Source organism: Erwinia sp. V90_4 (assembly GCF_029967685.1).
Classification (GTDB): Bacteria; Pseudomonadota; Gammaproteobacteria; order Enterobacterales; family Enterobacteriaceae; genus Erwinia; species Erwinia aphidicola.
Genome location: NZ_JASCAQ010000066.1, coordinates 23,012 through 44,814 on the forward strand (window position 1 = coordinate 23,012; position 21,803 = coordinate 44,814).

Here is a 21,803-nt window from a genome sequence, read left to right on the forward strand (position 1 = left end):
GCACGCGTTGCATTACGTTTTTATTAAATTGAGCGAGATGGATTCAGTTAAAACCGTAAATCTGGCGTACCGGCTTAATTAATGGATATCGAAAGGCTGCATAACCCGTTCCGGGCCGAGATGGCGCAGGAGGATGTCCGGCGATTTGCTCATCTTCACCCTCAACCGATGCGCAAAGAGAGAGAGTCTGCGCCTGAAGAGCGGGCGGAAATGCCTGAGAGGGAATAACCCTCTTTCCTTTCCCTGGCGTTGTATTGTTTTGGGCCCTTGCAGGGCCCCTTTTTACATCTTTATCCATCTATTAGCTTGTCGATTAAATCCCGCTGCCTGCATAAACGCGGCTATCACCTGCTGCGCTGAACTGCCATCCTGACTCATTACCCACTGCGTAACCTGCGGGTTCTGCGCCATCACTTCCTGCACCAGATAGAGACCCACCCCGCGCCGCCGCGTCACCTCGCGTACCTCAAGCTGCTGCATCTCTCCTGCGCTGCCGCTGAGGGTCACGCGCACTGCCGCCAGCAGACGATCGTTAAAACGCGCCGCGTACAGCTGCTTTGCCTCATTCAGTTCGCTTTCCAGCGCCGCGATATTCGCCTGAGGCCAGATTTTTTTTACGTCGCTGCGATCCTGCTCAGACAACTGTTGCAGGCGGATGATAGTCAGTTTCATCAGAATAACCCGGTCATGAGAAAGGCATATTGTAGCGAAGTTGACCATACTATAGCGTGTTAGTTTTTCTGTACGAAAACGAGGCGATGTGCGGGCGTTTCAAATGGTTTACCGAGTAAACCGTTATTCTCTGTGCAGAAAGCCAGCATAATGCGCTGGCTAGTTGGTGAATTTGCCACCGTTGCTGTTAGTGGATTGTCCTGCGGCACCCGCTATTTACTGAATCTGTCAGTTGATTTACAGCAGAATATTCCTGTTTAATAACCTGAAAATTAAAGCCTTATTGATAAAAACTGTCGGGAATTATGCTAACTCGTTCAAAGGCAAAGCGTTTATCGCTATTCACCGACAAATAAATAGCAAGCAATCACAACAGATGGGGTAGTCAGGATGAAGATCAGTAAAGGTAAAGCGCTGTTAGCTGGCTGTATGGCTCTGGCAATGAGCGGTGCAGCAGTAGCAAAAGATATTAAAGTCGCGGTAGTAGGCGCCATGTCCGGCCCGGTTGCCCAGTACGGTGATATGCAGTGGACCGGCGCTCAGCAGGCGATCGCAGACATTAACGCCAAAGGCGGCATTAACGGCGACAAGCTGGTCGCGGTGAAATATGACGACGTGTGCGATCCAAAACAGGCGGTTGCGGTTGCTAACAAAGTGATCAACGACGGCATCCGTTACGTGATCGGCCACCTGTGCTCCTCTTCGACTCAGCCCGCTTCCGACATCTATGAAGATGAAGGCGTGCTGATGATTACGCCAGCAGCAACGGCTCCTGACCTGACTTCCCGCGGCTACAAGCTGATTATGCGCACCACTGGCCTCGACTCTGACCAGGGCCCGACTGCGGCAAAATACATTCTGAATGAAGTGAAACCCCAGCGCATCGCCGTGATCCACGACAAGCAGCAGTACGGTGAAGGCCTGGCGCGCTCCGTGCAGGAGAGCCTGAAAAAAGGCGGCGGCAACGTGGTGATGTTTGAAGGGATCACCGCGGGTGATAAAGACTTCTCTACCCTGGTGGCTCGCCTGAAGAAAGAGAACGTCGACTTTGTGTACTTCGGTGGCTACCACCCGGAAATGGGCCAGATCCTGCGCCAGGCGCGTGCGGCCGGTCTGAAAACGCAGTTCATGGGTCCTGAAGGCGTAGGCAACGCTTCTCTGTCTAATATTGCCGGTGCAGCCTCTGAAGGCATGCTGGTGACGCTGCCAAAACGCTACGACCAGGTCCCGGCTAACAAACCGGTGGTTGACGCGCTGAAAGCGAAAAAACAGGATGCAACCGGTCCCTTCGTCTGGACTACCTATGCCGCACTGCAATCCCTGGCCGCGGGCATGGAGCGCAGCAAAAGTGAAGAGCCAGACGCTATCGTTAAAAACCTGAAAGAGGGTGCGCCGGTGCCAACCGTGATGGGTGACCTGAGCTGGGATCAGAAGGGCGACCTGAAAGGCTTCGAGTTCGGCGTATTTAAATGGCACGCTGATGGTTCATCAACCGCCGTTAAATAAATCGGGCTTTTGGGATAATGACGCCTGGTGATGTATGCCAGGCGTCATTGTCTTCAGTGTGGGTTGATTCGTAAGGTATTAAGGTATGTCCGAGCAGTTTCTTTACTTCCTGCAGCAAATGTTCAACGGCGTCACGTTGGGCAGCACTTATGCGCTGATCGCCATCGGTTACACCATGGTGTACGGCATCATCGGCATGATCAACTTCGCCCACGGTGAAGTGTATATGATCGGCAGCTACGTCTCGTTTATCGTTATTGCGGCGCTGATGATGATGGGCATTGATACCAGCTGGCTGCTGATTGGCTGCGGCTTCGTGGTTGCGGTGGTGATCGCCTCCTGCTACGGCTGGAGCATTGAACGCGTGGCGTATAAGCCCGTGCGTTCCTCTAAACGGCTGATTGCCCTGATCTCGGCGATCGGCATGTCGATATTCCTGCAAAACTACGTCAGCCTGACCCAGGGATCGCGTGACGTGGCGCTGCCAAACCTGGTCACCGGCCAGTGGACGCTGGGCGTCAGCAATGGCTTCGCGGCGACCATCTCCACCATGCAGATTGTGATCTGGGTCGTGACGTTCCTGTCGATGCTGGCCCTGACGCTGTTTATCCGCTATTCACGCATGGGCCGCGCCTGCCGCGCCTGCGCGGAAGATCTGAAAATGGCCAGCCTGCTGGGGATTAACACCGACCGCGTTATCTCGCTGACTTTCGTCATTGGTGCAGCGATGGCGGCAGTGGCAGGCGTGCTGCTGGGCCAGTTCTACGGCGTGATCAACCCGTACATCGGCTTTATGGCCGGGATGAAAGCCTTCACCGCGGCCGTTCTCGGCGGTATCGGCAGCATTCCGGGTGCAATGCTGGGCGGTCTGATCCTCGGTATTGCTGAAGCGCTGACCTCGGCGTATCTCAGCACCGAATACAAAGACGTGGTGTCGTTTGCGCTGCTGATTGTGGTGCTGCTGGTGATGCCAACCGGCATTCTTGGCCGCCCGGAGGTTGAGAAAGTATGAAGAAGCTCAACCTGCTTAACGCCCTCGTTTCCTCGCTGATGTTGCTGGTGCTGGCGGCGTTCTTTATGGGGATGCGCCTGAATCTCGACGGCACGCATCTGGTGGTGAATAACGCCGGAAGCGTGCGCTGGAACTGGATTGCGCTCGGCTGCGGCGTGGTGTTTCTGTTCCAGCTGCTGCGCCCGCTGCTGACCAGCGGCCTGAAAAAAGTCTCCGGCCCGGCATTTGTGCTGCCGGGCATTGATGGCTCAACCGTTAAGCAGAAGCTGTTCCTGCTGGTGCTGATCGTCGCGGCGGCGGTGTGGCCATTTCTGGTTTCACGCGGCACGGTGGATATCGCTACCCTGACGCTGATCTACGTGATGCTGGGCCTCGGCCTCAACGTGGTCGTCGGCCTGTCCGGCCTGCTGGTGCTGGGTTACGGCGGCTTCTACGCCATCGGCGCCTATACCTTCGCGCTGCTCAACCACTATTACGACCTCGGCTTCTGGCAGAGCCTGCCGCTGGCGGGCCTGGTGGCGGCGGCGTTTGGCCTGCTGCTCGGCTTCCCGGTGCTGCGCCTGCGCGGAGACTACCTGGCGATTGTCACGCTCGGCTTCGGCGAGATCGTGCGTATCCTGCTGCTGAACAACACCGAAATCACCGGTGGCCCGAACGGTATCAGCCAGATCCCAAAACCGACCTTCTTTGGCCTGGAGTTTGGCCGCAGCGTGCGCGACGGCGGTTGGGGCACCTTCCACGACTTCTTCGGGCTGAAGTATGACCCAAGCGACCGTATTATTTTCCTCTACCTGGTGGCGCTGCTGCTGGTGGTGATCACCCTGTTTGTGATTAACCGCCTGCTGCGCATGCCGCTGGGCCGCGCGTGGGAAGCGCTGCGTGAAGATGAGATCGCCTGCCGCTCGCTGGGCCTCAGCCCGACGCGCATCAAGCTGACCGCTTTCACCATCAGCGCCGCGTTTGCCGGTTTTGCCGGCTGCCTGTTCGCCGCGCGCCAGGGCTTTGTCAGCCCGGAATCCTTCACCTTTGCCGAATCGGCGTTTGTGCTGGCGATTGTGGTGCTGGGCGGAATGGGGTCGCAGTTTGCAGTGATCCTCGCCGCTATCCTGCTGGTGGTGTCGCGTGAGCTGATGCGCGATCTGAACGAATACAGCATGCTGGTGCTCGGTGGCTTAATGGTATTGATGATGATCTGGCGCCCGCAGGGCTTACTGCCGATGAAGCGCCCGCATCTGAAGTTGAAAAGCGTAGAAAAAGGAGAGCAGGCATGACTCAGCCTTTGTTAGCAGTCAATGGCCTGATGATGCGCTTCGGCGGCCTGCTGGCGGTCAACAATGTTGAACTGGAGCTGCGCCCGCAGGAGATTGTCTCCCTGATTGGCCCTAACGGTGCCGGGAAAACCACGGTGTTTAACTGCCTGACCGGCTTCTACCGCCCGACGGGCGGTTCGATCAAGCTGGGTGACCAGCAGCTGGCGGGCCTGCCGGGGCAGAAGATTGCGCGTATGGGCATTGTGCGTACTTTCCAGCACGTGCGCCTGTTCCGCGAAATGACGGTGATTGAGAACCTGCTGGTGGCCCAGCATCAGCACCTGAAAAGCGGCGTCTTCTCCGGCCTGCTGAAAACCCCGGCCTTCCGTAAAGCGGAAAGCGAAGCGCTGGATCGTGCGGCAACCTGGCTGGAACGCGTCGGCCTGCTCTCCCTGGCCAATCGCCAGGCGGGTAATCTTGCCTATGGCCAGCAGCGCCGCCTGGAGATCGCCCGCTGCATGGTGACCCGCCCGGAAATCCTGATGCTGGATGAACCGGCGGCCGGTCTGAACCCGAAAGAGACGCACGAGCTGGATGAACTGATCGCCGAGCTACGCAGTCAGCACAACGTCTCGGTACTGTTGATTGAGCACGATATGAAACTGGTAATGGGCATTTCCGACCGCATTTACGTGGTCAATCAGGGTACGCCGTTGGCAAACGGCACGCCAGACGAGATCCGCAACAACCCGGATGTGATCCGCGCTTACCTTGGGGAGGCCTAAGATGACTCAGGCTATGCTATCCCTGAATAACGTCAGTGCGCACTACGGTAAAATCCAGGCGCTGCACAACGTCAGTCTGCACATCAATCAGGGCGAAATCGTTACCCTGATTGGCGCCAACGGGGCGGGTAAAACCACCCTCCTCGGCACGCTGTGCGGGGAACCTCGCGCCAGCGAAGGCTCGATTGTCTTCGACGGCAAGGCGATCACCGACTGGCAGACGGCGCGTATTATGCGTGAAGCGATTGCCATCGTGCCGGAGGGCCGCCGCGTCTTCTCACGCATGTCGGTAGAGGAGAACCTGGCGATGGGCGGCTTCTTTGCCGAGCGCCAGCAGTATCAGCAGCGTATCAAGCGCGTGTACGAGCTGTTCCCGCGCCTGTATGAGCGCCGCGTGCAGCGCGCCGGCACCATGTCCGGTGGCGAGCAGCAGATGCTGGCGATTGGCCGCGCGCTGATGAGCCAGCCGCGCCTGCTGCTGCTGGATGAGCCGTCGCTCGGCCTGGCCCCGATTATCATCCAGCAGATCTTCGACACCATTGAGCAGCTGCGTCAGGAAGGCATGACGATTTTCCTCGTCGAGCAGAATGCCAACCAGGCGCTCAAACTGGCCGACCGTGGCTATGTGCTCGAAAACGGTCACGTGGTGCTGGAAGATAGCGGTGCTGCGCTGCTGGCGAATGAAGCGGTAAGAAGCGCCTATCTGGGCGGTTAAATCCGGATCGGGCATGCCCGATCCCTACGAGTAACGTCGGGGCGAGGCATGCCTCGCCCGTTTCGAACCCTCTGTCACCTTGCTGTCACCCCTCCGTCATAACGCCGTTATTTTTCTGTCATTTTTGCGTGTCATGTTACCTCCCGACTACAACAATGCGCGATAGCGCGCTTTACAACACCGGGCACAGGTAATCGACATGTCATCATTCGCATTTCGCCGTAACGCAGTAAGCGTGGTACTGGGACTGACTCTGAGCGCGAATGCGCTGGCCGCCACCGAAATCCCTTTCTGGCACTCAATGGAAGGCGAGCTGGGCGTGGAAGTGAACTCGCTGGCGACGCGCTTCAACGCTGAACACCCCGATTACAAAATCGTGCCGACCTATAAAGGCAACTACGAGCAGAGCCTGGCCGCCGGGATTGCTGCGGTGCGCACCGGTAAAGCGCCGGCGATTTTGCAGGTGTATGAAGTCGGTACGGCAACCATGATGTCGTCAAAGGCGATCGTGCCGGTGAATGAAGTGTTTAAAACGGCCGGGATCGCGATGGATGCCCAGCAGTTCGTTCCGGCGGTGGCAGGTTACTACAGCGACGCAAAAGGTCAGCTGATCTCCCAGCCGTTTAACAGCTCCACCCCGGTGCTGTACTACAACAAAGACGCGTTTAAAAAAGCCGGATTGGACCCGGAGCAGCCGCCAAAAACCTGGCAGGAACTGGCGAAAGATACCGCCGCCCTGCGTAAAGCGGGCATGAGCTGCGGCTATGCCAGCGGCTGGCAGGGCTGGATCCAGATTGAGAACTTCAGCGCCTGGCACGGTCTGCCGGTCGCCAGCAAAAACAACGGCTTCGACGGCACCGATGCGGTACTGGAGTTCAACAAGCCGGTGCAGGTGCGCCACATCCAGATGCTGGAAGATCTCAACAAAAAGGGCGATTTCACCTACTTCGGGCGTAAAGATGAACCCACCGCCAAGTTCTATAACGGCGACTGTGGCATCACCACCGCCTCTTCCGGCTCGCTGGCCGACATTCGCAAATACGCCAAATTCAACTTCGGCGTTGGCATGATGCCGTATGACGAGACCGTGCCGAACGCGCCGCAGAACGCCATCATCGGCGGTGCCAGCCTGTGGGTAATGAAAGGCAAAGATGCCGATACCTACAAGGGCGTGGCCGAGTTTATGCAGTTCCTGGCAAAACCAGAAATTGCCGCCGAATGGCACCAGAAAACCGGCTACCTGCCTATCACCACTGCCGCTTATCAGCTCACCAAACAGCAGGGCTTCTACGACAAAAATCCCGGCGCGGATATCGCCACCCGCCAGATGCTGAACAAAGATCCGCTGCCGTTTACCAAAGGAATGCGCCTCGGCAATATGCCTCAAATCCGTACCATCGTCGACGAAGAGCTGGAAGGCGTATGGACCGGGAAGCAGTCACCGCAGGCGGCACTGGATAGCGCCGTGAAGCGCGGTAACGAACTGCTGCGCCGTTTCGAACAGCAAACCCGTTAGGGTATGCCATAGGGGCGGATTAACAATCCGCTCGCCATGAGAAAAGTGAGGAGGGGCGGATCGACGATGCGCCCGCCCGGGCCGACCAGAACCACGGTCGGCCGCTACGCATTGAGATGAGATGGTTGCCATGTCCCAACCCCGCCCCGTATTCCGCACCAGCGCGCTGCCCTATCTGCTCATGCTGCCGCAGCTGCTGATCACCGCCATCTTCTTTATCTGGCCCGCTGGCGAAGCGCTCTGGTACTCGTTGCAGAGTATCGACCCGTTTGGCATCTCCAGCACTTTCGTCGGGCTGGATAACTTTAAACGGCTGTTTGCCGATAGCTACTACCTCGACTCTTTCTGGACCACGCTGAAGTTCAGCGGTCTGGTCACCGTTTGCGGCATGACGTTCTCGCTGCTGCTGGCGGCGCTGGTGGACTACATTGTCCGCCTGAAAAAGCTCTATCAGACGCTGCTGCTGCTGCCCTACGCGGTCGCCCCGGTGGTGGCTGCCGTGCTGTGGATGTTCCTGTTTAACCCGGGCCTTGGCCTGTTCAGCCACCTGCTGAACCAGTGGGGCTACAGCTGGAACTACGCGCAGAACAGCGGCCAGGCGATGTTTCTCATCGTACTGTCCTCAATCTGGCAGCAGATGAGCTATAACTTCCTGTTCTTCTTTGCCGCGCTACAGTCGATCCCGAAATCGCTGGTGGAAGCCGCCGCCATTGACGGGGCCGGTCCGGTGCGCCGCTTCTTCAGCCTGGCGCTGCCGCTGATCACCCCGGTCAGCTTCTTCCTGCTGGTGGTGAACCTGGTGTATGCCTTCTTCGATACCTTCCCGGTGATCGACGCTGCCACCGGCGGCGGCCCGGTGCAGGCCACCACGACGCTTATCTATAAAATCTATCGCGAAGGCTTTGCCGGTCTGGATCTCTCCTCCTCGGCTGCACAGTCGGTGGTACTGATGCTGCTGGTGATTGGCCTGACCGTGATCCAGTTCCGCTTCGTCGAACGCAAGGTGCGCTACCAATGATTGAAAACCGACGCGGGCTGGATATCTTCAGCCATACGCTACTGATCCTCGGCATCCTGACCATTCTGTTCCCGCTGTACGTGGCGTTTGTCGCCGCGACGCTGGATAACAAGGCGGTGTATCAGGTGCCGATGACGCTAATCCCCGGCAGCCATCTGTGGGAGAACGTGCGCAATATCTGGCTCAACGGAGTGAACGGCAGCGGCCCGGCCTTCAGCCTGATGATGCTCAACAGCCTGATTATGGCGCTGTGCATTACGGTGGGGAAAATCAGCGTGTCGATGCTGTCGGCGTTCGCGCTGGTGTGGTACCGCTTCCCGCTGCGCAATCTGTTCTTCTGGATGATTTTTATCACCCTGATGCTGCCGGTTGAGGTGCGTATTTTCCCCACGGTGCAGGTGATTGCCGACCTGAACCTGCTCGACAGCTACAGCGGGTTAACCCTGCCGCTGATGGCTTCCGCCACCGCCACCTTCCTGTTTCGCCAGTTCTTTATGTCGCTGCCGGATGAGCTGATGGAGGCGGCGCGCATTGACGGTGCCAGCCCAATGCGCTTCTTCCGCGATATCGTGCTGCCGCTGTCGAAAACCAATCTGGCGGCGCTGTTCGTGATTACCTTTATCTATGGCTGGAACCAGTACCTGTGGCCGCTGCTCATCATCAATGATGCTTCGCTCGGTACGGCGGTCGCGGGGATCAAAAGCATGATCTCCACCAGCGGATCCCCCACCCAGTGGAATGAAGTGATGGCGGCGATGCTGCTGACGCTGGTCCCGCCGGTGGTGATTGTTTTAGTGATGCAGCGCGCCTTTGTGCGCGGTCTGGTTGAGAGCGAGAAATAGTGATGGCAGGTGTACGACTTCAGGCAGTAACCAAATCCTACGACGGTAAAAACCAGATTATTCAGCCGCTGGACGTGTCGATCCGCGATGGTGAGTTTATGGTAATGGTCGGGCCATCCGGCTGTGGAAAATCCACGCTGCTGCGCATGGTGGCCGGGCTGGAGCGGGTCACCAGCGGCGATATCTGGATTGATACGCGGCGCGTGACCGAAGAGGAGCCGAAGGATCGCGGCATTGCCATGGTGTTCCAGAACTATGCCCTCTACCCACATATGAGCGTGGAGGAGAACATGGCGTGGGGCCTGAAAATTCGCGGCATGGGCAAAGAGCAGATCCGCCAGCGGGTGCTGGAGGCGGCGCGCAGCCTGGAACTGGAAGCGCTGCTTAAGCGCCGCCCGCGTGAACTGTCCGGCGGCCAGCGGCAGCGCGTGGCGATGGGGCGCGCCATTGTGCGTGAGCCCGCGCTGTTCCTGTTCGATGAGCCGCTGTCGAACCTTGATGCCCGCCTGCGCGTGCAGATGCGCCTTGAGCTGCAGCAGTTACACCGCCGCCTGAACACCACCAGCCTGTACGTGACGCACGATCAGGTCGAGGCGATGACGCTGGCGCAGCGCGTGATGGTGATGAACAAAGGCGTGCTGGAGCAGCTCGGCACCCCGGAGGAGATTTACCAGCGCCCGGCCACGCGTTTCGTCGCCAGCTTTATTGGCGCCCCGGCGATGAACCTGCTGGACGGCCAGCTCAATGATGACGGCTCGCGCTTTATCCTCGCGGATACCCTGGCGCTGCCGCTGAGGGCGCCGAAGGCAAAATGGGCCGCGCGCACGTTGACGCTGGGCATCCGTCCGGAGCATATTGAGCTCTCCTCTCAGCAGGACGGCGGCATTCCGCTGGTGGTGGAGACGCTGGAGATGCTGGGGGCCGACAATCTCGCCCACGGGCACTGGGGAAAAAATAAGCTGGTGGTGCGCCTGCCGCACTCGGTGCGCCCGCAGATGGGCAGCACGCTGTGGTTGCAGCTTCCCGCTGCCGCGCTACACTTTTTTGACCATAACGGACAACGGACCGAATAATGACCCACAGCTGGCCATATCCGCCGATCGTCGCCCATCGCGGCGGCGGGAAACTGGCACCGGAAAATACCCTTGCCGCCATTGATGTTGGCGCGCAGCACGGGCATCGCATGATTGAGTTTGACGCCAAACTGTCGCAGGACGGCGCCATCTTCCTGCTGCACGATGATACCCTGGACCGCACCAGCAACGGCTGGGGCGTGGCGGGCGATCAGCCGTGGGACAAGCTGGTAACGCTGGATGCCGGCGGCTGGTTTGGCAGCGCGTTCAGCGATGAACGCCTGCCGCTGCTGGCGGAAGTCGCCGCCCGCTGCCGCCAGCATCGCCTGATGGCCAATATCGAAATTAAGCCGACTCACGGAGCGGAGGTGGCAACCGGGCGCGCTATCGCGCTGGCCGCCCGCGTGATGTGGCAGGGCCAGGTCGCGCCGCTGCTGTCGTCGTTCTCGTACTCTGCGCTGGAAGCGGCACAGCAGGCGGCCCCGGAGCTGCCGCGCGGGCTGCTGCTCGACAGCTGGGATGAGAACTGGCAGGCGATGACGCGCGCGTTAGGCTGCGTGTCGATCCATCTGAATCACAAAGTGCTCGACCCGGAGCGCGTGGCGCTGCTGAAGCAGGCCGGGCTGCGTATTCTGGTGTATACGGTGAATAAGCCAGAGCGGGCGCGGGAGTTACTACAGTGGGGCGTGGATGCGATCTGCACCGACCGCATTGATATTATCGGGCCGGATTTTCGTTAATTAAACCGCGATCGCCTGGTGATAACGGGCGGACCCAAACTGCGGTCCGCCCCTACTGTAGGGGTCGACCTTTTTTCCCGGTCGGCCCTTAGGTTGGCCGGATTAATTCTGCTGGGTCTGCTGCAGCTGACCGTTGTTATTGGTGCGCTGCGTGGCACTGTCGCGCTGCTCCTGAATTTTTCGCTGTAAATCCTGCTGCTGACGCTGCTGATCCTGTTGCAGCTTCAGCTTCTGCTGCGACTGCTGATTCTGCATGTTTTGCTGTAAGCGCTGCGTGCTCGGATTGTAGTTTGAAGACTGCGGGTTATTCGGATTATTGTTGTTGCTGTTATTCAACATGTTCGCCATGCCGCTCAGCGGCAGCAGGGCAGCAAAAACAACCAGCCATTTGGTTTTGATTTTCATGTTACGTCCTCCGTGTTCCTGCCATAAGTCTATGTTATCTGCCAGGCCTGTACCCCAGGAGTGCTCCTGAATTGCGCTATCGTTCGCCTTTTGCGCAATTTTGTGCATATTTATCAATGGCAAACACAACGTAAATAAACTTAAAGGATGTAACAATGATAACAAAAGGTACTGTGCAGCGCCTGTCGTGGTCGCTGTTAGCCGCTTTACTGGTGTGGCAGGGGGCGGGTGCCGCTCCAGCCGCACCGCCGGTCTCCTATGGCGTAGGCGCTGATACTTTCCATCCGGTCACGGCTCAGCACGGCATGGTCGCCTCGGTGGATGCCACCGCAACGGAAGTGGGGGTGAAAATTCTTCAGCAGGGCGGTAACGCGGTGGATGCCGCGGTCGCCGTGGGTTACGCGCTGGCGGTGACGCATCCACAGGCCGGTAATCTCGGTGGCGGCGGCTTTATGCTGTTGCGCACCGCCTCCGGCCAGACTACCTCGATTGATTTTCGCGAAATGGCCCCGGTGCGCGCCAGCCGCGATATGTTCCTTGACGCTGCAGGTAATGCCGACAGCAAAAAATCGCTGATCTCCCACCTGGCGTCCGGCGTTCCCGGAACCGTGGCGGGCTTTGCGCTGGCGAATAAAAAGTACGGCACGCTGCCGCTCAGCACGCTGATCCAACCGGCGCTGGAGCTGGCGCGCAAGGGCATTGTGGTTAACGAAGCGCTGGCCGATGACCTGAAGATCTACGGCAGTGAGGTTTTGCCAGCCCACCCGAACAGTAAAGCAATCTTCTATAAAGCCGACGGTAAGCCGTACCAGCAGGGCGATAAGCTGGTGCAGCGCAACCTGGCGCACAGCCTGGAGCTGATTGCGAAGCAGGGGCCGGATGCGTTCTACAAAGGGCAGATTGCCGATGAGATCGCCTCTGAGATGGCGCAGCACGGCGGGCTGATCGACAAGCGCGACCTCGCCAACTATCGGGCAATTGAGCGCAAGCCGGTGAGCGGCAGCTACCGCGGCTATGAGGTCTTCTCCATGCCACCGCCATCCTCCGGCGGTATTCATATCGTGCAGATCCTCAATATCCTGGAAAACTTCGATCTGGCAAAAATGGGCTTTGGCAGCGCTGATGCCATGCAGGTGATGGCCGAGGCGGAGAAATATGCCTATGCCGACCGCTCGGAATATCTCGGCGATCCAGATTTCGTTAAGGTGCCGTGGCAGGCGCTGACCAGCAAAGCCTACGCCAAATCACTGGCCGAACAGATCGATGTGGCCAAAGCGCGGCCGTCATCCGAGATCAAACCGGGCAAGCTGGCGCCCTATGAAAGTAATCAGACCACGCATTTCTCGGTGGTGGATAAAGACGGCAATGCGGTCGCGGTGACCTACACGCTGAACACCACCTTTGGCAGCGGTATTGTGGCCGGCAACAGCGGCATTCTGATGAATAACGAGATGGATGACTTCTCCGCCAAGCCGGGCACGCCCAACGTTTACGGTCTGGTCGGCGGGGAAGCGAATGCGGTGCAGCCGTATAAGCGCCCACTGTCGTCAATGTCGCCGACTATCGTTGCGAAAGACGGTAAAACCTGGCTGGTGACGGGTAGCCCGGGCGGCAGCCGTATTATCACTACCGTACTGCAAATGGTGGTGAACAGCGTTGATTTCGGGATGAACGTGGCTGAAGCCACTAACGCGCCGCGCTTCCACCATCAGTGGCTGCCCGACCAGCTGCGCGTCGAGAAGGGCTTCAGCCCGGATACGCTGAAGCTGCTGGGTGAGAAGGGGCAGAATGTGAAGGTGATGCCTGCGATGGGTAGCACACAGAGCATTATGCTGGGGCCGGACGGTATGCGTTACGGTGCGTCCGATCCGCGCACCATCGATGATCTAACCGCCGGGTATTGATGCGATGCGGGCGAGGCCGATCTGAGGTAGGGGGCGACCCTTTTTTCCAGTCGCCCCGTGCCGGTGATTTCCCACAAGGGCATTACGCTTCCCGTTTCTGCTGGTGCTCTTGCAGCCGTTGATTAAACAGCTTCGGTGCCCAACTCTCGCGCAGTGCCTGCAGCAGCAGCGACTGCTGAGTCTGAGGCACCAGCCCCCCCACCGGCGGGTCGGTATCCAGATTGGTTGGGAACGAATAGCCCTCCGCCGCCGCGGCAATCACCGCATTGATCCGCTCCTCGGACATTCTGCGCAGGCGCAGCGCCGGGTAAATATGCTGTAGCACCTTAATATGGTTCACTTTCTCCATCGTTTTGCCAAAGGATGAAGAGACCTGCAGCAGGTTTGCGGTGCGGATATGGTCGTGGGTATGGTTACTGCCCGCCGCATGGAACAGTGCCGGATTGAAGAACAGCCCGTCCCCCTTCTCCAGCGGCAGCTGGATGGCATTGCGCTGGAAATAGTCGATAAACTTCTCATCGCGCCAGGCCAGATAGCCCGCCTGATACTGATGCGACCACGGCAGCAGCTGCGTCGGGCCGGACTCCACCGGCATATCGCTGTGTGCCACCGCGCCCTGAAGCGTCAGGTACTGCGAGAGGATCTGCAGCGGCAGTGGGAAGCGTTCCACCACCTCATTGCTTTGAAAGCCGAGATGATAATCACGGTGCGGCTGCTGGGCTTTGCCGCCGGGGCGCACCTGATTGACCTGCGCGGTCATCTCATAACCCGGGCCGACCCAGCTTTCGCAGATCAGCGCCAGCAGCGGGTTACAGTAGTAGTCAATAAACGCATCGGCATCGCGCTCGGCGACTTTCTGCAGAGCATTCCAGATGCGCCCGTTATTGCCTGCCGCCGCAAAATGGTCCCCGCCGCTGCCGCTTTCAGACTCACTGAGCAGGATCTGCTCGAACAGCGCGCTGTTGCGATCCACCGTCGGGAGATCGCTGAACAGCCCTTTAACCACGAAGACGCCCGGCCCGGAGGACAGGGCGCGGTGCAGTTCGCTCAGCACCGTTTGCCGGTGCTCGGCGGCGGCTTTGGTCAAATCCTCGCGCTGGTAGATCAGCACATCCAGCTCGGCCTTCCGCGCCAGCGGGAAATCTTTCAGCGGGGTGGTCTGCTCGCAGACAATGGCGAAATCATCAACCGATAACTGTTCTTTAGTCAGATAGAGACTGTTCATCACAGGTTCCTCACAGGGCCAGTTTATTCTGGGGTTTTGCCGCGCCGTCATCGCTACAGCCGACGACGTTTTGATCGAAGTCGACGATCGCACCGGTCATCATTCCCGACTCTTCGGACAGCAGGAATGCCACGCTGCGCGCCACCTCCTGCGGTTTGAGAAGGCGACCAAACGGCTGCTCACGCTCGGCTTTCTCCAGCCAGTCCTCGCTGGCGTTGTGATACTGCTTCTGGATCTGATCTTCGTGCGGCGTATCCATCCAGCCGATGTTCAGGCCGTTGACGCGAATGCGGTTGCGCATCGCGCTGAAGGCGACGTTTTTCGTCAGGGTAACCAGCGCACCTTTGGAGGCGGCATAAGGCGTGAGGAAGCTCTGCCCACCGTGGGAGCTCATAGTGATGATATTGACGATGCTGCCTGCAACGTGGTTGGCAATCATCAACCTGATGGCCGCCTGCATCAGAAAGAACGGCGCGCGGACGTTAACGGCGAAGATGGCGTCAAAAAGCTGCGGCGTGGTGTCGAGTATGGTGCCGCGGTCGGACATCCCCGCGCAGTTAACCAGCCCGTGCAGCGTGCCAAAACGGCTCTCCGCTTCGGCGATCACCCGTTCACAGCAGGCCGGGTCGCTAAAATCGGCGGCGACAAACCAGGCTTCACAGCCCGCAGCGCGCAGCTTATCGACCTGCGCGGCACCGGCCTGCTGGTTGCGCCCGCAGATCACCAGACCGCGTGCGCCGCGCTCGGCCAGTAATAAAGAGACGGCTGCGCCCAGCCCCTGATTACCGCCGGTGACCACGAAAACCTTGTCACGAAACTGCTCGTTGAATTGTATGCTCATGATGATGCCTTGCTGGTCTGTTTAAGGGTGTAGGGTATGTGTGAATTGCCTTGACTCACCCCCACCTTAGCACCAACATTTTGTTAACAATATGCGCAGGTGACCTCAAAAAGACCTCAAAAAAGAGCCGTTCAGACGTTTGGCCAACGGCCTATGCCCCTTAGCGATTTTCCCGACATATCACCGCCATTAGCACGATTGAATTTCGTAACTTCCCCTTTTTCACGTAAATTACAGCATTCAGAAACCCTTCTGATCCTGCACGATGGATGTGCAGAGAGACTTATCGCGACAAGGATCGTAATGAAATATCTCTCACACTTCTGGGGCATTGCAGCCGCGCTGCTGTTGCAGGCTTCATCCGTATCGGCTGACAGCATGTATGCACCGTCGCCCGTTCCTCTGCTGACGGTGAGCGTTCGATCTGATGCGCTGATCGTGCCCGTGACTATTGCTGGCAAGCAGTACTCTTTTTTACTGGATACCGGCGCCGCGATGATGGTGATTGATAACCGTCTCGCCAGCGATATCACCAGCAAAACGCCCGACGACCTCCTGCCGGAGCTGGCTAAAAAAATCCTGAGCACCGGCATCAATACTTCAGGCGGTATGCTGAGAGGCGAGTCAATACGTTTCTGGCAGCCGCTGGCGCTGGCGATTGGCAATGAGGTGGTGCCCGCCAGCGATCCCTGGGTGGGTGCCGATCTCAGCGCGTTCACCCAGAACAGCGGGATGCAGATTGATGGCATCATTGGGCAGGACCTCTACCGCCAGTTCAACTGGGCAGTGGATAACCGCAATCATCAGCTGACGGTCTGGAAGCACCCGCTCACTGTCCGCAATTACCAGGCCTGCGTACCCTATCGCGATGCCTGGGATTTTGGCCCCGAACTGATGCTGGACTATCACGATCGCCCGCTGTATATGGCGTTGAACACCGGGGCGGCCTGGAGCACGATTGGTGAGGAGATCGTCCACGCCAGCCGTGGCCATTTCGGCAGCGCGATCCTGACCGGCATTACCCAACCGGTTATCACGCTGAACGGAATAGAACGCAGCGATGCTTATCTGCTGGGCGGGATTCAGTTTGATCGGCTGCCGCTGGGGAAGCTGCTGGCGATTGAAGATAAACGGGGCAACTACGGGCTGGGCATGAACTTTCTGCAGCGCTTTGATGACTATCTGTTGGCCCCGGACAAAATGCTGTTGTGCTATAACCAGCAGCACTTTACCCGTGATGAGGCGGCCCCGCTGCGCACCCTGGCCGTTCGGTACTTTGCCAGGCGAGTGGAAATTTATGCCAACTCCCCCGGGGCACTCTCCTCGTCCGTGCTGCACAACGGCGACGTCCTGCTGCAGATTAACGGCAGCAAAGTGTTGCCTGAAAAGATGGAGTGGATCCGTGGCACGCTGGCTGATACGCCGCTCGGGGAACTAAATCTGCGCATTGAGCGGCGGGGAAAGGTCAGGAACGTCACGCTGTGAGTAAGGGGAGGGCGGCTGCGCTCCCCCCTTCAATGGCCCGAATACCGTTACGAAAACGGTTTACGCGCGAAAGCGCGCCATGTAGAGCGCATCTACCAGCTGGCCGTTGCGCAGCGCAAAGCGGCGGGCGCGTCCCTCGGTTTTAAAACCAAACTGTTCATACAGTGCGATGGCATGCTGATTATCGGCAAAAACCGTCAGCTCAATACGTTCGACGCTGAGCCAGTTGTCACACAGGTCGATCAGCGTGCGCATCATCGCTTTGCCCACGCCTTTTCCACGCTGGTGAGCATCCACCGCGATGCCAAAGGTTGCCGTATGACGGCGGCGGGCACGCCCGTTGACCTCCAGCGTCAGCTGGCCTGCAATCTCATTATCGATACAGGCCACCAGCATCTGCACGCCGTCAGGCACCGACGCAATCCGCTCCTGCCACTTTTTGAGAGAGGGATGGGGGAGCTGTAGCGTATCGGCATAGGTTTCAGGCTGGCTGTACAGCTGATGGATGGCAACAGCATCTTCGGCAACCACATGACGGACGACAATCTCACTCATCTTACCTCTCCTTGTTTGCGGGAATCCCCTTTAAATTCAGGGTTTTTACCAGCAAGATCAAGTGAAAAATAATCGGCAAAGCACTTTACAAGTGCGAATGATAATGATTATTATTGTCATGCGTTTTCAGGAGAGCCTACGGTGCTCGCTGGGAAGGCACGACATTGCTCACATTGCTTCCAAGTATTATTTAGCCAGCTCGGGTGCTGGCTTTTTTTTTGCCTGCGATTTGCCATCTGCTCCGGCAGTTTCTTTGAAGTTCTCCCTCCTACCCCATCGAATATTTTGAACAGAGAAGACAATTTTCTCCGCTATCATCCCCCTCCTTTCAGGTTCAGACTGTGTCAAAACGTTGAGGAGAATTGAATATGATTTACTTACGCAAAGCACAAGATCGCGGTCATGCTAACCATGGCTGGCTGGACAGCTACCACACCTTCTCTTTCGCTGATTACTACGATGCCAACTTTATGGGCTTCTCCGCGCTGCGGGTGATTAATGAAGATGTGATCGACGGCGGCCAGGGTTTCGGTACCCATCCGCATAAAGATATGGAGATCCTCACCTATGTCCTGTCCGGGACCGTTGAGCACCAGGACAGCATGGGCAACAAGGAGCAGATCCCGGCGGGTGAGTTCCAGATTATGAGCGCCGGGACCGGCGTGCGTCACTCTGAGTACAACGCCAGCAAAGAGGTGCCGCTGCACCTGTACCAGATCTGGATTATCCCGGAAAGCACCGGTATTGAACCGCGCTATGCACAGCGCCGTTTTGACGATGTGCAGGGCCGCCAGCTGGTGCTGTCGCCGGATGCGCGTGACGGTTCACTCAAGGTGTTCCAGGATATGACCCTGTCGCGCTGGGCGCTGAAAGCGGCGGAAGAGGGCGTGGTTGAGGTTGAAGAGGGCCGCCGCATCTGGATCCAGGTGGTGAAAGGCGATGTGACCGTCAACGGCGAAGCGGCAACCACCTCTGACGCCTTCGCTATCTGGGATGAAAAATCCCTGGCGATTAACGCCAGCAGCGATGCAGAGATCCTGCTGTTCGACCTGCCGCCGGTTTAACTACAACCTGTGTCACACTTTAAGGGGCGAGACCCTCGCCCCTTTGTCGTTTTTGCCCACGCTTTTGTTACACTCAGAATAATTCTGTCCGCATAGCTGAAGCCCAATGAAGAAAAAAAGACCGGTACTACAGGACGTTGCCGATCGCGTAGGCATCACCAAAATGACCGTTAGCCGCTATCTGCGTAACCCCGATCAGGTTTCTGCCGCGCTGCAGGGCAAGATCGCCGCCGCGCTGGATGAGCTGGGTTATATCCCCAATCGCGCCCCCGATATGCTTTCCAACGCCACCAGCCGCGCCATTGGCGTACTGCTGCCCTCACTGACCAACCAGGTGTTTGCCGACGTGCTGCGCGGCATTGAAGCGGTGACCGACGCCGCAGGCTACCAGACGCTGCTCGGGCACTTTGGCTACAGCGCCGAAAAGGAAGAGTTGCAGCTGCGCTCCCTGCTTGGCTGGAATATCGACGGCCTGATCCTCACCGAGCGCACCCACACCGCCGCCAGCTTGCGCATGATCGAAACCGCAGGCATTCCGGTGATTGAGATGATGGACAGCGTATCGCCATGCCTGGATATGGCGGTCGGTTTTGACAACGTTGAGGCGGCGCGCCAGATGACCCACGCCATTCTGCAAAAAGGCCATCGTCACCCGGTTTACCTCGGGGCGCGGCTGGATGAGCGTACCTTGCAGAAAGAGCAGGGCTATGCGCTGGCGATGCGTGAAGCAGGGCTGGAGCCGCAAACGGTGATGATGGAGGCGGCCTCGTCGTTCTCCGCCGGGGCGATGCTGATGCGCGAGGCGCAACAGCGCTATCCGCTGACCGACAGCCTGTTCTGTACCAATGATGACCTGGCGGTCGGGGCGATGTTTGAGTGCCAGCGCCAGGGGCTGCAGATCCCGCAGCAGATGGCGATTGCCGGTTTCCACGGCCACGATATTGCTGATGTGGTCAACCCGACGCTGGCGACGGTGCAGACCCCGCGTGAACGCATGGGGCACGAGTCTGCGGCGCTGCTGCTGGCGCGCATTCGTGGCGAGAATGTTGATATGCGCCCGGTGGATGTCGGCTTTACCATCTCAGCCGGGGGCAGCATTTAATAACTTGTTTAGCTATTCGGGGCGGATATGTCCGACCCCGACTCTGATTCTTCCGTTTTTATGACCCCCCTCACATTTACCAGCTTTTTCCTGGCCAGCTGTTGCCATAATCAATGCACATCCAGACAATGTTACCGATAACAACTGGACGAACACACCTGCACCTTCTCTGCCGGAGCGATAAAAATGAACACAACTTCAACGCCAAATCACGTATTTGTCCTGATGGGCGTATCCGGCAGCGGCAAGTCCGCCGTTGCCAATGCGGTCGCGCACCAGCTGCAAGCGGCATTCCTCGATGGCGATTTCCTGCATCCGCGCGCCAATATCGAAAAAATGTCCGAAGGCCATCCGCTGAATGATGATGACCGCCGCCCGTGGCTGCAGTCGATCAACGATGCGGCCTTTGCCATGCAGCGCACCAACAGCGTGTCGCTGATTGTCTGCTCGGCGTTGAAAAAAAGTTATCGCGACATCCTGCGCAAAGGGAATCAGAACCTCTCCTTCGTCTATCTGCAGGGCGATTTCGATACCATTGAATCCCGCCTGCGCGCGCGCAAAGGCCACTTCTTCAAGCCACAGATGCTGGTGACGCAGTTCGCCACCCTGGAAGAGCCGGGCAGTGATGAGCATGACGTGCTGGTCGTCGATATTAATCAGACGCTGGATGAGGTTGTTGCGGCAACGCTCAAAACCATTGATGGTGCGATCGCCAAAACTAAGTAGGGTGTCATGAGTACTGCAACGCTGGTGTTAACCGCAGCCGGATCGGTCCTGCTGCTGCTGTTTTTAGTGATGAAGGCGCGAATGCACGCCTTTGTGGCGCTGATGCTGGTCTCGATCGGCGCCGGGCTGTTCTCCGGGATGCCGCTGGACAAAATCGCCGATACCATGCAGAAAGGCATGGGCGGCACGCTCGGATTCCTCGCTATTGTCGTCGCGCTGGGCGCGATGTTCGGTAAAATCCTGCACGAAACCGGCGCGGTCGATCAGATCGCCATCCGCATGCTGAAAACCTTTGGCGAAAGCCGGGCGCACTACGCCATGGGCATTGCCGGTCTGATCTGCGCACTGCCGCTGTTCTTCGAAGTGGCGGTGGTGCTGCTGATCAGCATCGCGTTTGCCGTGGCGCGCCGCACCGGGGATAACCTGGTGAAGCTGGTGATTCCGCTGTTCGCCGGGGTGGCTGCCGCCGCGGCATTTCTGCTGCCGGGGCCTGCGCCGATGCTGCTGGCTTCCCAGATGCACGCGGACTTTGGCTGGATGATCCTGCTGGGGCTGTGCGCCGCTATTCCGGGGATGCTGATTGCCGGGCCGCTGTTTGGTCGCTTTATCAGCCAGCACGTTGAGTTCGGCGTGCCCGAAGAGGGCGAGCACCCGGAGTTTGACGAGAGCAAGCTGCCCTCATTTGGCTTCAGCCTGTCGCTGATCCTGTTCCCGCTGATCCTGGTCGGGCTGAAAACCATCGGTGCGCGCTTTACCGCGCCGGGCACCAGCCTGTACGAGTGGCTGGAGTTTATCGGCCACCCGTTTACGGCGATCCTGCTGGCCTGCCTGGTGGCGATTTATGGCCTGGCTTATCGTCAGGGTATGGATAAAGAGCGCGTGATGCAGATTTGCGGCGCGGCGCTGCAGCCGGCGGGCATTATCCTGCTGGTGATCGGTGCGGGTGGCGTGTTCAAGCAGGTGCTGGTGGATTCCGGCGTGGGTCCGGCGCTGGGGAATGCGCTGACCGGAGCCGGTTTGCCGGTAGCGCTGGCGTGCTTTGTGCTGTCCGGTGCGGTGCGCATTATTCAGGGCTCGGCGACCGTAGCCTGCCTGACCGCCGTGGGCCTGATTATGCCGGTGATCGAACCGCTGCACTACTCGGGCGCGCAGCTTGCCGCGCTGTCGATCTGTATTGCCGGGGGCTCGATTATCTGTAGCCACGTCAACGATGCCGGTTTCTGGCTGTTTGGCCGCTTTACCGGCGCCACCGAAGCACAGACGCTGAAAACCTGGACGCTGATGGAAACTATCCTCGGTACCGTCGGCGCGATTATCGGCATGATTGCCTTTGAACTGTTGTCGTAATTGATGTTGCGGGTCGGGCA

The 21,803-nt window shown here is 58.4% G+C and carries 22 protein-coding genes; 16 read left to right on the forward strand and 6 right to left on the reverse strand.

The window, feature by feature from the left end; translation table 11 throughout:
* Nucleotides 1-282 precede the first annotated feature (282 nt).
* A complete protein-coding gene (gene panM / locus QLG07_RS21085; RefSeq protein WP_282470109.1) occupies nt 283-672 on the reverse strand; it encodes an aspartate 1-decarboxylase autocleavage activator PanM in 390 nt (129 codons plus the stop codon).
* Nucleotides 673-1,062: 390 nt separating this feature from the next.
* Here panM and QLG07_RS21090 point away from each other — a divergent pair, with 390 nt between their 5' ends.
* From QLG07_RS21090 to ugpQ, 10 genes are all read left to right on the forward strand, one after another.
* Nucleotides 1,063-2,178 carry a branched-chain amino acid ABC transporter substrate-binding protein gene (locus QLG07_RS21090; RefSeq protein WP_048917737.1) on the forward strand — a complete coding sequence of 372 codons (1,116 nt, stop codon included), beginning with the start codon at nt 1,063-1,065 and terminating at the stop codon, nt 2,176-2,178.
* Between the two features lie 85 nt (nt 2,179-2,263).
* Entirely contained in the window at nt 2,264-3,190 is a 927-nt protein-coding gene (gene livH, locus QLG07_RS21095) for a high-affinity branched-chain amino acid ABC transporter permease LivH (protein WP_048917736.1), read from the forward strand.
* Nucleotides 3,187-4,461 (forward strand): high-affinity branched-chain amino acid ABC transporter permease LivM, encoded by a 1,275-nt coding sequence (locus QLG07_RS21100; RefSeq protein WP_282470110.1) that lies wholly within the window; start codon nt 3,187-3,189, stop codon nt 4,459-4,461. The genes livH and QLG07_RS21100 overlap by 4 nt, the downstream gene beginning before the upstream one ends.
* Entirely contained in the window at nt 4,458-5,225 is a 768-nt protein-coding gene (gene livG, locus QLG07_RS21105; RefSeq protein ID WP_048917734.1) for a high-affinity branched-chain amino acid ABC transporter ATP-binding protein LivG, read from the forward strand. Before QLG07_RS21100 ends, livG begins: the two co-directional genes overlap by 4 nt.
* A 1-nt stretch (nt 5,226) precedes the next feature.
* On the forward strand, nt 5,227-5,940 hold the full coding sequence (livF, locus tag QLG07_RS21110) for a high-affinity branched-chain amino acid ABC transporter ATP-binding protein LivF (protein WP_282470111.1): 714 nt from the start codon (nt 5,227-5,229) through the stop codon (nt 5,938-5,940).
* Nucleotides 5,941-6,139: 199 nt separating this feature from the next.
* Nucleotides 6,140-7,456: a sn-glycerol-3-phosphate ABC transporter substrate-binding protein UgpB gene (gene ugpB, locus QLG07_RS21115; RefSeq protein WP_099754384.1), complete on the forward strand. Its 1,317-nt coding sequence runs from the start codon at nt 6,140-6,142 to the stop codon at nt 7,454-7,456.
* Between the two features lie 130 nt (nt 7,457-7,586).
* Nucleotides 7,587-8,474, forward strand: a complete 888-nt coding sequence (ugpA, locus tag QLG07_RS21120; RefSeq protein WP_282470112.1) for a sn-glycerol-3-phosphate ABC transporter permease UgpA — start codon at nt 7,587-7,589, stop codon at nt 8,472-8,474.
* Entirely contained in the window at nt 8,471-9,316 is an 846-nt protein-coding gene (gene ugpE / locus QLG07_RS21125; RefSeq protein WP_282470113.1) for a sn-glycerol-3-phosphate ABC transporter permease UgpE, read from the forward strand. Before ugpA ends, ugpE begins: the two co-directional genes overlap by 4 nt.
* Nucleotides 9,317-9,318: 2 nt before the next feature.
* The gene (locus tag QLG07_RS21130; RefSeq protein WP_048917730.1) at nt 9,319-10,389 is read left to right on the forward strand and encodes a sn-glycerol-3-phosphate import ATP-binding protein UgpC; all 1,071 of its coding nucleotides are present in this window, start codon (nt 9,319-9,321) and stop codon (nt 10,387-10,389) included.
* Complete coding sequence (gene ugpQ / locus QLG07_RS21135) at nt 10,389-11,129, forward strand: glycerophosphodiester phosphodiesterase (RefSeq protein WP_048917729.1); 741 nt, start codon at nt 10,389-10,391, stop codon at nt 11,127-11,129. The genes QLG07_RS21130 and ugpQ overlap by 1 nt, the downstream gene beginning before the upstream one ends.
* A gap of 102 nt (nt 11,130-11,231) precedes the next feature.
* Here ugpQ and QLG07_RS21140 read toward each other — a convergent pair whose 3' ends face one another.
* Nucleotides 11,232-11,528 (reverse strand): DUF2756 domain-containing protein, encoded by a 297-nt coding sequence (locus tag QLG07_RS21140; protein WP_048917759.1) that lies wholly within the window; start codon nt 11,526-11,528, stop codon nt 11,232-11,234.
* 161 nt (nt 11,529-11,689) lie between these two features.
* On the opposite strand from QLG07_RS21140, the gene ggt reads away from it, so the two are divergent.
* Nucleotides 11,690-13,438, forward strand: coding sequence for a gamma-glutamyltransferase (ggt, locus tag QLG07_RS21145; protein ID WP_048917728.1), 1,749 nt, complete (start codon nt 11,690-11,692; stop codon nt 13,436-13,438).
* Between the two features lie 82 nt (nt 13,439-13,520).
* Here the strand turns inward: ggt and QLG07_RS21150 are convergent, their stop codons facing one another.
* Both QLG07_RS21150 and QLG07_RS21155 read right to left on the reverse strand, forming a co-directional pair.
* The gene (locus QLG07_RS21150) at nt 13,521-14,663 is read right to left on the reverse strand and encodes a phytanoyl-CoA dioxygenase family protein (protein WP_048917727.1); all 1,143 of its coding nucleotides are present in this window, start codon (nt 14,661-14,663) and stop codon (nt 13,521-13,523) included.
* 10 nt (nt 14,664-14,673) lie between these two features.
* Nucleotides 14,674-15,504 (reverse strand): SDR family oxidoreductase, encoded by an 831-nt coding sequence (locus QLG07_RS21155; protein ID WP_282470114.1) that lies wholly within the window; start codon nt 15,502-15,504, stop codon nt 14,674-14,676.
* A gap of 303 nt (nt 15,505-15,807) precedes the next feature.
* On the opposite strand from QLG07_RS21155, the gene QLG07_RS21160 reads away from it, so the two are divergent.
* Nucleotides 15,808-16,989 (forward strand): aspartyl protease family protein, encoded by a 1,182-nt coding sequence (locus QLG07_RS21160; protein WP_282470115.1) that lies wholly within the window; start codon nt 15,808-15,810, stop codon nt 16,987-16,989.
* A 60-nt stretch (nt 16,990-17,049) separates the two neighbouring features.
* Here QLG07_RS21160 and QLG07_RS21165 read toward each other — a convergent pair whose 3' ends face one another.
* Together QLG07_RS21165 and QLG07_RS21170 are read right to left on the reverse strand one after the other, a co-directional pair.
* Nucleotides 17,050-17,544: a GNAT family N-acetyltransferase gene (locus QLG07_RS21165; RefSeq protein WP_282470116.1), complete on the reverse strand. Its 495-nt coding sequence runs from the start codon at nt 17,542-17,544 to the stop codon at nt 17,050-17,052.
* 186 nt (nt 17,545-17,730) lie between these two features.
* Nucleotides 17,731-17,862, reverse strand: coding sequence for a hypothetical protein (locus QLG07_RS21170; protein WP_282470117.1), 132 nt, complete (start codon nt 17,860-17,862; stop codon nt 17,731-17,733).
* Between the two features lie 50 nt (nt 17,863-17,912).
* Between QLG07_RS21170 and QLG07_RS21175 the strand changes: the two genes are divergently transcribed.
* The 4 genes from QLG07_RS21175 to gntU all read left to right on the forward strand — a co-directional run bounded on the left by QLG07_RS21175 (nt 17,913) and on the right by gntU (nt 21,783).
* A complete protein-coding gene (locus tag QLG07_RS21175) occupies nt 17,913-18,608 on the forward strand; it encodes a pirin family protein (RefSeq protein ID WP_048917722.1) in 696 nt (231 codons plus the stop codon).
* Between the two features lie 106 nt (nt 18,609-18,714).
* Nucleotides 18,715-19,710: a gluconate operon transcriptional repressor GntR gene (gntR, locus tag QLG07_RS21180; RefSeq protein ID WP_048917721.1), complete on the forward strand. Its 996-nt coding sequence runs from the start codon at nt 18,715-18,717 to the stop codon at nt 19,708-19,710.
* Between the two features lie 186 nt (nt 19,711-19,896).
* Nucleotides 19,897-20,436 carry a gluconokinase gene (gene gntK / locus QLG07_RS21185; RefSeq protein WP_062818501.1) on the forward strand — a complete coding sequence of 180 codons (540 nt, stop codon included), beginning with the start codon at nt 19,897-19,899 and terminating at the stop codon, nt 20,434-20,436.
* A 6-nt stretch (nt 20,437-20,442) separates the two neighbouring features.
* Complete coding sequence (gntU, locus tag QLG07_RS21190; RefSeq protein WP_062818500.1) at nt 20,443-21,783, forward strand: gluconate transporter; 1,341 nt, start codon at nt 20,443-20,445, stop codon at nt 21,781-21,783.
* Nucleotides 21,784-21,803 lie beyond the last annotated feature (20 nt).